10 protein-coding genes and 1 pseudogene are annotated in these 12836 nt (G+C 71.3%); 7 read left to right on the forward strand and 4 right to left on the reverse strand.

Going from position 1 to position 12836, the window contains the following annotated elements; all coding sequences use genetic code 11:
* The 3 genes from HDR73_RS16345 to HDR73_RS16355 form a co-directional block, all read left to right on the forward strand.
* A partial coding sequence (locus HDR73_RS16345) for a hypothetical protein (protein WP_287136489.1) occupies positions 1 to 190 on the forward strand: 190 nt, incomplete at its 5' end.
* Positions 187 to 873 (forward strand): response regulator, encoded by a 687-nt coding sequence (locus HDR73_RS16350; RefSeq protein WP_012297518.1) that lies wholly within the window; start codon positions 187 to 189, stop codon positions 871 to 873. The genes HDR73_RS16345 and HDR73_RS16350, both read left to right, overlap by 4 nt.
* A gap of 7 nt (positions 874 to 880) precedes the next feature.
* Positions 881 to 2047, forward strand: coding sequence for a sensor histidine kinase (locus HDR73_RS16355; protein WP_041464242.1), 1167 nt, complete (start codon positions 881 to 883; stop codon positions 2045 to 2047).
* 30 nt (positions 2048 to 2077) lie between these two features.
* Here the strand turns inward: HDR73_RS16355 and HDR73_RS16360 are convergent, their stop codons facing one another.
* Both HDR73_RS16360 and ykgO read right to left on the reverse strand, forming a co-directional pair.
* Complete coding sequence (locus HDR73_RS16360; RefSeq protein ID WP_012297520.1) at positions 2078 to 2659, reverse strand: hypothetical protein; 582 nt, start codon at positions 2657 to 2659, stop codon at positions 2078 to 2080.
* Between the two features lie 93 nt (positions 2660 to 2752).
* Positions 2753 to 2875, reverse strand: coding sequence for a type B 50S ribosomal protein L36 (gene ykgO, locus HDR73_RS16365; RefSeq protein ID WP_011931244.1), 123 nt, complete (start codon positions 2873 to 2875; stop codon positions 2753 to 2755).
* 44 nt (positions 2876 to 2919) lie between these two features.
* On the opposite strand from ykgO, the gene HDR73_RS16370 reads away from it, so the two are divergent.
* Together HDR73_RS16370 and HDR73_RS16375 are read left to right on the forward strand one after the other, a co-directional pair.
* The gene (locus HDR73_RS16370; protein WP_041464243.1) at positions 2920 to 3993 is read left to right on the forward strand and encodes a GTP-binding protein; all 1074 of its coding nucleotides are present in this window, start codon (positions 2920 to 2922) and stop codon (positions 3991 to 3993) included.
* Positions 3994 to 4135: 142 nt separating this feature from the next.
* Positions 4136 to 5944, forward strand: coding sequence for a RecQ family ATP-dependent DNA helicase (locus tag HDR73_RS16375; RefSeq protein WP_049791872.1), 1809 nt, complete (start codon positions 4136 to 4138; stop codon positions 5942 to 5944).
* A 110-nt stretch (positions 5945 to 6054) separates the two neighbouring features.
* On the opposite strand, the gene HDR73_RS16380 is transcribed toward HDR73_RS16375, so the two are convergent.
* Positions 6055 to 7245, reverse strand: coding sequence for a chymotrypsin family serine protease (locus tag HDR73_RS16380; RefSeq protein WP_041464244.1), 1191 nt, complete (start codon positions 7243 to 7245; stop codon positions 6055 to 6057).
* A gap of 406 nt (positions 7246 to 7651) precedes the next feature.
* On the opposite strand from HDR73_RS16380, the gene HDR73_RS16385 reads away from it, so the two are divergent.
* Positions 7652 to 10999 carry an RHS repeat-associated core domain-containing protein gene (locus tag HDR73_RS16385; RefSeq protein ID WP_223842677.1) on the forward strand — a complete coding sequence of 1116 codons (3348 nt, stop codon included), beginning with the start codon at positions 7652 to 7654 and terminating at the stop codon, positions 10997 to 10999.
* 1096 nt (positions 11000 to 12095) lie between these two features.
* Complete coding sequence (locus HDR73_RS16390) at positions 12096 to 12311, forward strand: hypothetical protein (RefSeq protein WP_012297527.1); 216 nt, start codon at positions 12096 to 12098, stop codon at positions 12309 to 12311.
* Positions 12312 to 12734: 423 nt separating this feature from the next.
* On the opposite strand, the pseudogene HDR73_RS16395 reads toward HDR73_RS16390, so the two are convergent.
* Positions 12735 to 12836, reverse strand: a pseudogene (locus HDR73_RS16395) (IS481 family transposase); the annotation flags it as partial.

Here is a 12836-nt window from a genome sequence, read left to right on the forward strand (position 1 = left end):
CATTACCGTGGGACATCGAGGCCTCCTGGCGATGGTTGAACTGAACAGCTCCATCAAGCCAGGAGGCCTCTTCACACGCCCCGAAGTGTCACCAACGTCATGGCCGAGTACAGCTAGCCTCGGCCACGCGGGGGACCGGGGCGGCGCGACCGGCGGCGGCGGATCCACCGGCGGGAGGCGGGACGCGTGATCGAGGCAGCGGGCGCGGTCGACGGCAGCTCCTCGGCGGAGGCCGTCGTGAGCGTGGTCGTGATCGACGACGAGTCGCTCGTGCGATCCGGCATCGCGATGGTGCTGGGCGCCAGCCCGCGGATCGCCGTGCGCGCGGCTGTGTCGAGCGACACGGCCGTCGCGACCGTGCGGGAGCACGCGCCCGACGTGGTGCTGCTCGACATCCGGATGCCCGCGCCCGACGGCCTCACGATCCTCGCCGAGCTCATGGCCGAGCCCCGCCCGCCGGCGGTCGCCATGCTCACCACCTTCGACACCGACGACCAAGTGCTCGAGGCCCTGCACCGCGGCGCGTCGGGCTTCCTCCTGAAGGACACGGATCCGGAGCAGCTCGCCCGGCACGTGCTCACGCTCGCGTCCGGCGGGATCGTGCTCGCGCCGGGGCTCCGACCCGGGCGCCTCTTCCGCTCGCGGGAGGACGACGCCGAGCGCGCGCGGGTCGCCCGGCTCGGCGACCGCGAGCTGGTCGTGCTGAAGGCGCTCGCGCGCGGCCTGTCGAACGCGGAGATCGTCGCGGCGAGCGGGCTCACGCTCGGCACGGTGAAGGAGACGGTCAGCTCGATCGTGCAGGCGCTCGGGGTCCGCACGCGGGTCGAGGCGGCCGTCGTCGCCGACCGCGCCGGCCTCGTGCCGCGGCGGTGAGCCGGCGATGCGCGTGAGCGGGAGGGCGCCCGCCTCGGGCGACGCGACGGATCCCGACGCCCTCGACGCGACCGCTCCCGGCGTCCGGCCCGCCGCCGCCCGTGCGCGCGCGGCGCTCGTCGACCTGCTGGTGGCGGGGATCGCCACGGCCCTGTCCTCCGGGTTCCTCTCGGCCTCGCAGTCGTCGGGGGAGGTCGCCGCGGGGATCGCCGCCTGCCTCGGCCTCCTGCTCCGCCGCCGCTGGCCGTGGCTGAGCGTGCTGGCCGCGCTGCCCGCCTTCTCCGTCAGCATCGCGTACGTGCCGCTCATGATCGCCCTGTTCGACCTCGGCCTCTCGCGTGCGCCGCGGTGGCAGGTCACGGTCGCGGCGGGCGCATCCCTGGTCGCGTACATGGCGCCGCTCTGGCCGCCGGAGGACGTGCAGTTCCTGATCGAGCCGCTCGTCGACGCGAGCATCTACACGGTCGGACCCGCGCTCCTCGGCGCGTTTCTCCGCGAGCGGCGGACGGCGGCGGCCCAGCTGCGGGAGCTGCGGGAGGCCCAGACGCTCGGGCAGCTGCAGGCCGCCGAGGTCGCGCTCGCCCGGGAGCGCGCGGTGCTGGCGCGCGAGATGCACGACGTGGTGTCGCACCAGGTCAGCCTCATCGCCGTGCAGGCCGGCGCGATGCAGGTGGGCGCGGCCGACGAGCCCTCGCGGGAGGCCGCGCGCACGATCCGAGCGCTCAGCACGGTCACGCTCGAGGAGCTGCGCGGCATGGTGGAGGTGCTCCGCGCGGCCGGCGGGGAGCGGCGCGAGCTCGCGCCGCAGCCGACCCTCCAGGACGTGCCGGCGCTGGTGGCGGCCAGCGGGATCAGCGTGGAGACCGAGATCGACCTCCCCGCCGACCTGTCCGCCGCCGCCCAGCGCGCCGTCTACCGCACGGTGCAGGAGGGGCTCACCAACGCGCGGAAGCACGCGACCGGCGCGCCCGTGCGGATCACCGGGCGCCTGGACGCGGGCCACGTGGTGCTCGAGGTCGAGGCGGGCCGGGCGACGCTCCCGCTGCTCGACCTGCCGAGCGGACGCCACGGGCTCACCGGCCTGCGCGAGCGCGCCCAGCTGCTCGGCGGGAGCCTCGCGGCCGAGACGCGCGCCGACGGATCCCACCTGCTGCGGCTGCGCTTCCCGCTCTGAGGGGGGTCGGCCGGTCGGCGCCTGCGCGGCTCAGCGGCCCGCCGTCGAGGAGGAGACCGTGGCCGGTTCGGCGTCGGTCGCCGGCTCCGGGCCGGGCCAGATGGTCCACGCGACCGCCCAGACGGTGCAGATGCCGAGGAGGACGGTGAGCCGGCCGAGCCAGTCCCCGAGCGCCCCGGTGCGGGCGGGGTCGCCGACGAACGCGATGGCGGCGAGGAGCAGGGCGCAGGCGATCGTGTAGGCGACGACCGTGAGGATCCAGAGCCGCCACTCGTGGCGCACCCTGGCGCGGCCGGACCTGAGCGGGCGCACGGGCGCGGGGCCGCCGGCGAAGCGGTGGGCGAAGCGCACGTCGAGCCAGCGCACCATCGAGTGGCCGAAGGCGACGGATCCGCCGAGGTAGGCGGCGGCGAGGCCGTGGGTCCAGTCGGCGGTGGCGCCGCCGCGGAGGTCGATGGTCGCGGCGACGAGCAGCACGAGATCGACGACGGGCACGCACGCGAGGAGCACGGCGCCGAGGCGCGGGCGCCGGAGGACGTAGCGGACGGCGAGCCCCGCGGCCAGCACGGCCCAGAAGCCGATCTCGCAGGCGATGATGACGACGACGATCATGCGGCGGCCCCCCGGCGCTCGGCTGGTCTCCACCGTATCGACGCGGGTCCCGGCGACGACGCCCCAGATGAGGGGCGCCGGCCGGACGGCGGCTCAGCCCTGCCGTGCCTTGTTCCGCGGGTTCTGCTTGTTGATGACGAAGACGCGGCCGCGGCGGCGCACGACCTGCGCGCCGGGGAGCTTCTTCAGGGCCTTGATCGAGTTGCGCACCTTCATGGGGATGGTCCTTTCACGAGAACGGTTCTCAATAGACTACAGCCATGCCCGCTCGCGACCACCTGCCCCTGCCCGTGTACCCGCAGCCGCCGTCGGGCGTCGTCCTCGTGGTGGGCGAGGGATCCGGCCTCCGCTCGGTGCTGCGGGACGCGGTCGACGACGTCGCGGGGACGCTGCTCGTGCTCCCGGCCGAGGAGGCGGATCCGGTCGAGCCCATCGCGCGGTTCCTCGACGACCTCGCCGGGCGCGGGCCGGGCGTCGAGGCCGTGGTGGGGATCCCCGCGACCGCCGACGTGCGCGCGACCGGGATGCAGCTCGACCTCCTGCTGCGCCGCGAGCACGAGCTGCGGCGCGCGTCCGGCGGGTCGGGATCCGGCTTCGGGCTGCGCCACGTCGTCTCGGTGGTGGCCGCCGACCGGCTGCACTCCATCGCGTTCGGCCGCGTCGAGGACGCGTTCGACGAGGCCGAGACGCTCGCCGACCTCGTCGAGTACGCGACCGTGGTGGTGCTGACCGGCATGGCGCGCGTGCCGCCGGAGTCGCGCGGCACGCTGCTCGCGCTCGTGCGCCGGCTCGCGCCGCGCGCCGCCGTGCTCGACGCGCGCCGGCCGCTCGCGCTCGACCGGCTGCCCCGCTGGGGCGACGTGGCGGGGCTCGCGGCGTCGGCGGGGTGGATGCGCGAGCTCACGGCGGCGGGCGTCGCGTCACGGCCGGGGGAGGTCGACCGGCTCGACGGGCCCGTGGGATCCGTCGTCGTCGGCGACCCGCGACCGCTGCACCCCGAGCGGCTCGCGCTCGCCGTGGAGGAGGAGCTGCGGCCCGACCGCGCGGGCCTCGTGCTGCGCTCCAAGGGCTTCGTGTCGCTGGCGTCGCGGCCGGGCGAGGTGGGCGGGTGGTCGAGCGTGGGATCGATGCTGACGCTGCAGCCGACCGGGATCGACCCGTGGCAGGAGGGTGCGCCGCACGGCACGGAGATCGCGTTCTTCGGCGTGGGGCTGCGGCCCGCCGTGCTGCGGCGCGCGATCGGACGGGCCGTGCTCACGGGCGAGGAGCTCGCGGCGGGGCCGGCGGAGTGGGCCGGGTACGCGGATCCGTTCCCCCGGGTGGTCGCGGACTGACGGGGCCGCGCGTTCGTCATCCCGCGGTCGGCACCTGTCCCGGCGCCCGCGCGGCGCGCCCGGCCGCAGGGGAGCGTGACGGTCCGCCGTGAGCGCCTGCGCGCGCCTGGTCACTGCTCGGCCCGCGGCGTTCAGTGGGGAGGTGAAGCAGAACCGCACCGCGGCGGGCACGACCCGCAGCACCCGCACGACCACGCGCACCGCGCACGACCGCGCGCCCGACGGCCGCACGCCGGACGAGCGGCCCGCCGCCGGGGATCCGGCCATCGTCCCGGAGCCCGCGCCGGGACCCGAGCCCGAGGACGCGATCCGCGTCGCCCGCGAGTCGTTCGGCTGGGACCGGCTCCATGACGGCCAGGTGCGCACGATCGGCCCGCTCGTCCGCGGCCGCGACGCGCTCGTCGTGATGCCCACCGGCTACGGCAAGTCCGCGATCTACCAGGTCGCGACCGTGCTGATGGACGGCCTGACCGTCGTCGTCTCGCCGCTCATCGCGCTGCAGGCCGACCAGGTGCAGAACCTCGAGGACGCGCCCGCGGCGCCGCCCGCGCGCGTGATCAACAGCACGATCCGCGGCACGGCGCTCGAGGAGGCGTGGGCGACCGTGGAGGAGCCCGGCGCGCGGATCGTGTTCCTCACGCCCGAGCAGCTGGCGCGCGACGAGGTCGTCGCGCGGCTGGTGGCCCGCGGGGTGGCGCTCGTGGTGATCGACGAGGCGCACTGCGTGGCGTCGTGGGGCCACGACTTCCGGCCCGACTACCTGGGGCTCGGCGGCGTGATCGACGCGCTCGGGCACCCGCCGACCGTCGCGATGACGGCGACCGGGTCCACGCCCGTCCGCACCGAGGTCGAGGAGCGGCTGGGGCTGCGGGACCCGTTCGTGCTGTCCAGCGGGTTCGACCGGCCGAACATCCGGCTCGAGGTGCGGCGGCACACGGAGGAGTCGGAGAAGCGGCGCGCGATCGTCGCACACGTGATGGAGCAGACGCAGCCGGGCCTCGTCTACGTCGCGACGCGCAAGGACGCCGAGGACTACGCCGACGAGATCCGCGTGGCCGGCCTCCGCGTCGACGCGTACCACGCGGGCCTGCCGGCGGCCGAGCGCGAGCGCGTGCAGACCGCGTTCCACGAGGACGACGTGGACGTGGTCGTGGCGACGAGCGCGTTCGGCATGGGCATCGACAAGCCGACCGTGCGGTACGTGATCCACGCGTCGCCGCCCGAGTCGGTGGACGCCTACTACCAGGAGGTCGGGCGCGCGGGCCGCGACGGGGAGCCGGCCGTCGGGATCCTGCACTACCGCGCCGAGGACCTCGGCCTCCGCCGCTACTTCGCGGCGCGCACGCCGCGGCCGGCGAGCCTCCGCGACGTGTACGCGGCGGTCGCGGTGGCGGGCGTCGACGGACCCGTGCGGCCGGCCGCGGTCGCCGAGCGCGCGGGGATGTCGGCGCGCACGGTGGGCGGCGTGCTCGGCCTGCTCGTGGACGCGGGCGTGCTCGGATCCGACCGGGACGGCGCCTTCGTGCGCGAGGAGCTGGATCCCCGGGAGGCCGCCTCGCGTGCCAAGGGGGTCGCGCAGGAGCGCGAACGCGTCGAGGTGTCACGGCTGGACATGATGCGCGGCTACGCCGAGGCACCGCAGTGCCGCCGCCAGTTCCTGCTCGGGTACTTCGGCGAGGAGTCGCCGGAGCGGTGCGGCAACTGCGACGCGTGCGACCGGCTCGAGGAGGAGGACGCGCACGAGGAGGCGATGGGGGCGACGGACGGCGGCTCCCCGGTCGCGTCGGACGAGATGTTCCCCGCGCAGTCGCAGGTCACCCACGCCGAGTGGGGCCCGGGCACCGTGATGAGCACGGAGGACGACCGGATCACCGTCTTCTTCGAGACGGAGGGGTACCGCGTGCTGTCGCGGAGGCTCGTGGAGGAGGGGTCGCTGTTGCAGCCGGCGTGAGGCGTGGGCCGCCGCGGGCGCCGACCGCATCGAGCCGCGCTCCGCGCGCATGGCTGACGGCGACGCTGCCGTCGGGGGAGGGCGGTGCCCCGCCCTCCCCCCGAGGGGCGCTAGCGGAGGACGCGCAAGTCGGTCGCGGCCTCGATCGCCGTGATCGAGGTGAAGGCGCTGCGGGAGGCGCCGCCGCGGGGGATGTCGCCGTAGTGGATCCCGTATGCGGTGTTGCCGTAGTACCAGGGTCCGCCGCTGTCGCCCGCCTCGGTGATGTAGCCGTCGACCTGCCAGAGGTTCGCGTAGGTGACGCCGTTGGCGTTGACCGTGGTGGTCGGGCCGTTGATCACCTGCGAGCAGCCGTAGGCCGTGACGGTGCCGTACTTGCAGACGTTCATGCCCACGAAGGGCGTGGCGACGGCGGTGGCCTTGCGGCGGATCAGCGTGGACCCGGCCTTCTGGCTGATGAACTCGTTGTGCACGCCCTCGCTCGAGCTGAACCACTGCTCGTCGAGCTGGCCGCTGTCGCCGTGGCCCTCGAAGGTGAGGATCTGGCGGGACTCGTAGTTTAGGTTGTCGGGGCAGTGCGATGCGGTGATCAGGCCGGTGGCGCCGGTGCGCGCGTTGCGGACCGTGAAGCCGGCCGTGCAGGCGAGCTGCTGCGTGGCGCCGATGCCGAGCGCGGTGCCGCCGGAGAGGACCTCCTGGCTCGGGTCCTCGTCGGTGAGGGCGACCTCGACGGGGACCGTCGTTGCCTGGGCGACGGCGGCCTCTGCCTGGTCCGTGGCGGCCTGCGCGGCGGAGGTGACGTCGACGGACGCGGATGCGGATGCGTCGGGCAGGACCGCGGCCGCGGTGACGGTCGTGCCGTCCTCGCTCATGCTCGCCTCGACGCTCTCGGCGCCGAGCTCGGCCTGCACGGCCTGCGCGGCGGCGGCCACGGCCGTGCTGCGCTCCACGGCGGTGAGGGGCGCGTCCGTCGTGGTGCGGACGTCCGGGGCGAGCTCGCCGAGCGGCGCGAGCGCGGCGGCGGCGACCGGCGCGGTGAAGGCGACCCAGTAGCCGGGCCCGGTGGCGTCCTTGCCGGCGTTCGCGAAGCCGTCCACGCCCTGCAGCGAGGCGAGGGCCTGGCCGAACAGCACGTCGCGGTGCTGCTCGGCGCGCACCTCCTCGACGGGGCGGCCCGTCTGCTCGGCGATGTGCGCCGCGTCGATCGCCTCGGCCGCGGCGTCGGACACGGGTGCCGCGACCGGCTGCTCGACCGCGGCCTGCTGGCGCGTCTCCCCGAACGCCGGGCTCAGGGATGTCACCCCTAATATCACGGCAGTGGCCGCTGTGATGGTTACCCATTTGTGACGCATGCGCGAACTCCCTGATTCATGTGCAAATCGGTGCGCGGAATGCGCCCCCGCTCATCGTGCACCTGCGGAGGCCATCGCGGTAACGCGAGGGCGGCCAACTCCCGAGTACCCGGAACGCCCGTCCGCGTGTGCCCTCACTTATGAGGACTTGCGCCGCATCGAAATGCCTGAAAACACGCGGAAAATGCCCCGACCCCCATTCCGGGGGTGATTCGAGGCGGGGCACGGTCGCGTCCGCGTGCGCCCCTAACGTGAGAACGGGCGATGACGCCTGTTTTTCAATCAGGGGAGTAAAATGCGCGTTCCACGCGTTTTCCGCCGGCAGAACGCCGGCAATATCAGGTGCACGATCGCGATGATCGCGACGAGCGCCGTCATGATCACGGGGCTCGGCGCCATGCCGGCCTCCGCCGAGACGGCCGCGGGGCTGGTGCAGTTCGAGGACCAGACGCAGGACCCTGCGGTGATCAACAAGCAGATGCAGGACGAGGCCCAGAAGGCCGCGAAGGCCGCCGTCTGGACGCCGGGCACGATCCCGGCCGAGCCCGCCGACGCCGACAAGCCGGCCCCGGAGCTGCCCCAGTGGAAGGTCCCGAATCCGGACCGCAAGCTGGGACAGGCCGTGTCCACCCAGCGCGTCCCCGCCGGTACGCCGGTCGGCGCACCGGGCCTCGGCGCGCTGCCTTACATGTCCTTCGAGGACATCTCGCTCTCCGACGACACCGTCGCCCGCGTGAACCTCGCGAACGGCAACCTGCTGCTCACCGCGAACGACGGCACCAGCTCCGCCGCCGGCATCGGCGTCCGCGCCGACCGCTACTACAACGGCCTCTCGAGCTCCGCGGGCGCCCTCGGCGGCGGCTGGTCCTCCGTCATGAGCAACGTCGACTTCGGCCTGTCCGTGAACAGCGGCGAGACCGAGGCGACGTTCGTCGGACCGACCGGCTTCTCCGCGAAGTACACCAAGAACAGCGCCGGCGCGTGGGTCGCTCCCGCGGGCTTCAACGCGTCCCTGAGCAAGGGCCAGTTCACCTGGAAGCTCAAGTACAACAAGAGCGGGGAGGCGTACGACTTCGACGTCACCACGAAGCAGCTGACCTACCACACCGACCGCAACGGCATCGGCCTCACCAACGACTGGACCACGTCCGCCACGACCTACACGGTCAAGGACACCTCCGGCCGCTTCACGCGCGTGAACCACACCACTGGATCCGACCCGAAGATCACCTCGATCGTCGACTCGGCCAACCGCACCACCACGTACACGCGGAACGGGTCCGGGCAGCTGACGAAGATCGACAAGCCCGGCGGCGCCGTCACGACGATGACGTACGACACGACGGGTCGCCTCGCGACGATGACCGTCCCGTCCGCCCCCGGCACGACGACGATCACGTTCGGCTACAGCACCGCGCACAAGGTCACCAAGATCACGCAGAAGTCCACGTCCCCGACCTACGGGAACAAGGCCGACGTCGTGACGAACTTCGCCTACAACAGCGGCAACACCGTCGTCACCAACCCGAACGGGAAGGCATCGACCTACGCGTACGACAACCAGGGCCGCGTCACCTCGACCAAGGATCCGCTGAACCGCACCCGCTCGCAGAGCTGGACCGCGAACAGCGACGTCCAGACCTCGACCGATGCACTCGGCTCCGGCAGCACGCCCGGAAACGAGACCAAGAACTCCTACGACGGCCTGAACAACGCCACGAAGACCGAGCTGCCCACCGGCGCCGCGGCCTCCGCGGTGTACTCGGCCGGTGCCGGTTGCGCTTCGAGCGGCGGCGACACCTTCCAGGTGAAGTGCTCCACCGACGCCAGCGGCAACACCGCCAGCTACGACTACGACACCGCTGGCAACCCCACCAAGAAGAAGGACACCACCGCTGGTGGCACCGGCGCGGTCGAGTTCGAGCGCGTCTACGACAACTGGGACTCCACCATCTGCGGTGGCGCTCCGGGCCAGGTCTGCTCCGCCAAGGACGGCAACGGGAACATCACCCGCTACGCCTATGACGGCATGTACAACCTCGCCAAGGTCACGCCGCCCGCCCCGCAGGGCGCGACGACGTACACGTACGACGCGCTCTCCCGTGTCACGAGCGTCACCGACCCGCGCGGCAAGGTCACGAAGTACGCCTACGACGTCCGCGACCGCCAGACGCTGATCACGTTCGCCAACGGCAGCACGCTCGCGAAGACGTACTACCCGAACGGGCTCGTCCAGTACGACTCCGACAGCTTCGCCGGGACCAAGCAGTTCGAGTACGACACCCTGGGCCGCACCACCAGCCAGATCGGTGCTCTCGCCGGGCTGAACCAGAAGTACACGTACGACGCGGCCGGCAACATCCTCACTTTCGAGGACACCAGCGGCATCACGACCAACACCTACAACGCCGCCAACGAGCTCACCAGCCAGCGCGAGCCCGGCGGTGTCTGCCCCACCAGCGGCAACCCCGCCGCGAACAGCGGATGCACGCTGTTCGAGTACAACGGCAATGGCGTGGAGACCCGTCGCGTCTTCCCCGCCGGCGCGCAGATGGTGACCACCCTCGACAAGGCAGGTCGCACCACCCAGGTGCAGGCCAAGAACGCCGCCGGCGGCGTGACCGCCGACGTCGCGTATTCGTTTGCAAAGGATGGCGTGGACACGCTTGACATTCAGACCCGCACCAGCGGCAAGGAAGAGGGCATCCCGGCCGGCGCGGTCACCGCGTACCAGTACGACTCGCAGAGCCGCCTCACGGTCGCCGAGGAGAAGGCCGGCGGCAACACCAACGCGATGTGGGCGTACGCCTACGACGCCGCGGGCAACCGCACGTCGCAGAACCGCTCCGGCAACACCGGCGGCACGCAGGACACCTCGATCGACTACGGCTACAACGCGGCGAACCAGCTCACCAGCACCAGCGCCGACACCACCCAGTGGGTCTACGACGCCGCCGGCAACCAGGTCAAGAACGGCATGACGGGTGTCGTCGCGACCTACGGCGACCGCGGACAGGTCCAGAGCATCGGAGCGACGAACTTCGCCGCCTTCGGCGAGGGAAACACCGACACCCAGAGCGCCACGGGTGGCCGATCCTTCTCCAACTCGATCCTCGGGCTCTCGCGGCAGACCAACACGTCCGCCAGCCTCGTGCAGAACTACAGCCGCACGCCTTCAGGCGAGGCGGTCGGATTCCGGATCTCGTCCAGCCACTACTACGTCACCGACCTCCTCGGCTCCGTCATCGGCATGTTCTCCGGTGCAGGCATCTGGGAGGGCGGCTACTCCTACACTCCGTACGGCGAGGAGCGCGCGACGTCAAGCAACAGCGCGGTCGCGCTGAACTCGCTGCGCTACATCGGCGGCTACCAGGAGTCGACCAATCTCTACAAGATGGGCGCACGCTACTATGACGCCTCGCTGGGCCGCTTCACGCAGATGGACCCGTCCGGCCAGGAACCTCAGCCGTACGCATACGCTGCATGCAACCCCGTTGGTAACATCGATCCGAGCGGCCTCAGCTGCGCCGGAGCAGTCGCCGGCTTCATCTCGGCCGCAGGTCTGCTACTGATAACAGCAGGCTTTGCGCTTACCACTCCCGTCGGTGCTATCGCCACGGCCATCACCGCCGGTGGCCTCCTTCTCGAAGGGGCTGGCGTGTGGGCTACCTGGCAGGAAGTCAAGGAAGAGTGTGATCTATGAGCAATTTAACTCCGTCGTCCAATAAAGGAAGAGTCGCTCAGAGCGTCGTCGTCATACTGGTTGCAATCGCCGTATTGCTCGCCATCACAGGTTTCATGGGTGGCAACCTTCTGATCGGTAGCATCTTCTCGGCAGTGGCGGTGTTGCTGGCCGTAGGGGGCTACTTCGCCGTACGAGACATTGGCCGTCGGGAGCTCTAAATTCAATTAAGGCTCCAATCAGCGGCCCCGTTGACTCTCGTCAGCGGGGCCGTGAGCACGCGTCGACGACGCGAGCCTCACTGATGCCGCCTCGCGGCGGGCACTTTGCAGACGCAGCGAAGCGCAGGACGTGCCTTGGGTCGGGCCTGTGTCGCGGGATATATCGAGTGACATCATAGATACTACTCTCACCCAGGAGGCGACTCGGTCATCTGGTCACACCAGACCAGACCCGAGCTGCGTTTTGCGTCTATGCCGATAATGACTCAGACGCATGAGAAAATGCGCCATTCAGCCTATTCTCTGTTTCGCAACGAAGTCATAAAAGGTGTGTTGCCCGCAATAATTAGTACCGTGCCACCTACAAAACCAAGGATTTGCTCTTCAGGGTTGAATACTCCGTAGTGACGGCCACCACCCCGGCGAACAGGGCAAAAAGCAAATCGTTCGCCAGAATGCACCGGATGTGTCGGTGGAGTTGGACATAACCCATTGTCTCGCAAAACGAGACGTGATATGGAAACTAGAACGAAAATGGTCACCGGGCAGAAGGCTTATTACTCTGCGAGGCTCGCGGTCGGATATTCGAATGTCTGTCGATAGACGCGGTGTCGGCGGAGGTCGACGGCGGGCCGGGCCTCGGCGCCCCTGCGGGGGTTCGTTCGGCGAGGATGATGCGCTCGTCCGGGAGTCGCTCATCGAGCTGCTCGAGGACCGGTCGGCTCGAGGGGCCGCAGATGGTGACGACAGCGAGGCCGATCTCCTCGCGAGGCCGGTGCGCGATCTCGAGGTCAGCCGCAGGAGCAGGTGGTGTTGTCAATTGCGGAGCCGGAGCCGCCCGGGAGATGTCACTGTCGCGCTCTGACGCCTTCCGAGCTGTCTGCGAGGGTCGATCCATGCACCTCTCTTTCCTGCACCGCAGCCGCTGGATCACGTACGGCACCGCGATCGCCATCGGGCTCGCGGGCGTCGCCGGGCTGGTCGTCGGCAACCCGCGGGGGTGGATCCCGGTCGGGATCGCCGTGCTCGCCGTGCTGTTCCAGCGGCTCGTGTCCCGGGACGCGCGGCGGGCGCAGGAGGTCGGCACGGATCCGCGCGACACCGTCGGCTGACCGGCTCGACTAGCCGCATAACGTCGATGCAGATGCATGCAACTGCGACATGGCTTACGTTGTCAATCAGCGGGACGAGCCCTTCGGGTGGGCTGTCCTGCATCACGTCGGCGTCTCGGGGGAGCGCGTCCGACCGCCCGGCCCTCCGTGCACGGAGGCCGGGCCACACCTCTTCCCGCGTCGTCGCGGGGTCGCGGCGGCGCGGCAGGCAGCGCTGCGTCCCGTCCGGGACTTCCGCCGCCCGCGCTGGCAGGCTCGACGCATGACCGTCCCCGCTCGGAGGGCACGCTGCACGCCTCGGCCGACGACGCGGTGGCCGCCTGCGCGCGGGCATGCGCGGTGCTCGTGACGCCCGAGATCCTCGCGGCGATGGGCGCGACGCTCGCGTGCGCCCGGACGCGACCCCGCGCTAGCTGTACTGGGTCATGACGTTGGTGACACTCGGGCCGCGGGCGTGAGCCCGTGGCTTGAGTGGATTCGTTCAGTGTTGTAGTGCTCGATGAAGGGGTCAAGCGCGTCGGCGCG

It is taken from the genome of Clavibacter sp. (assembly GCF_014802555.1).
GTDB lineage: Bacteria > Actinomycetota > Actinomycetes > Actinomycetales > Microbacteriaceae > Clavibacter > Clavibacter sepedonicus.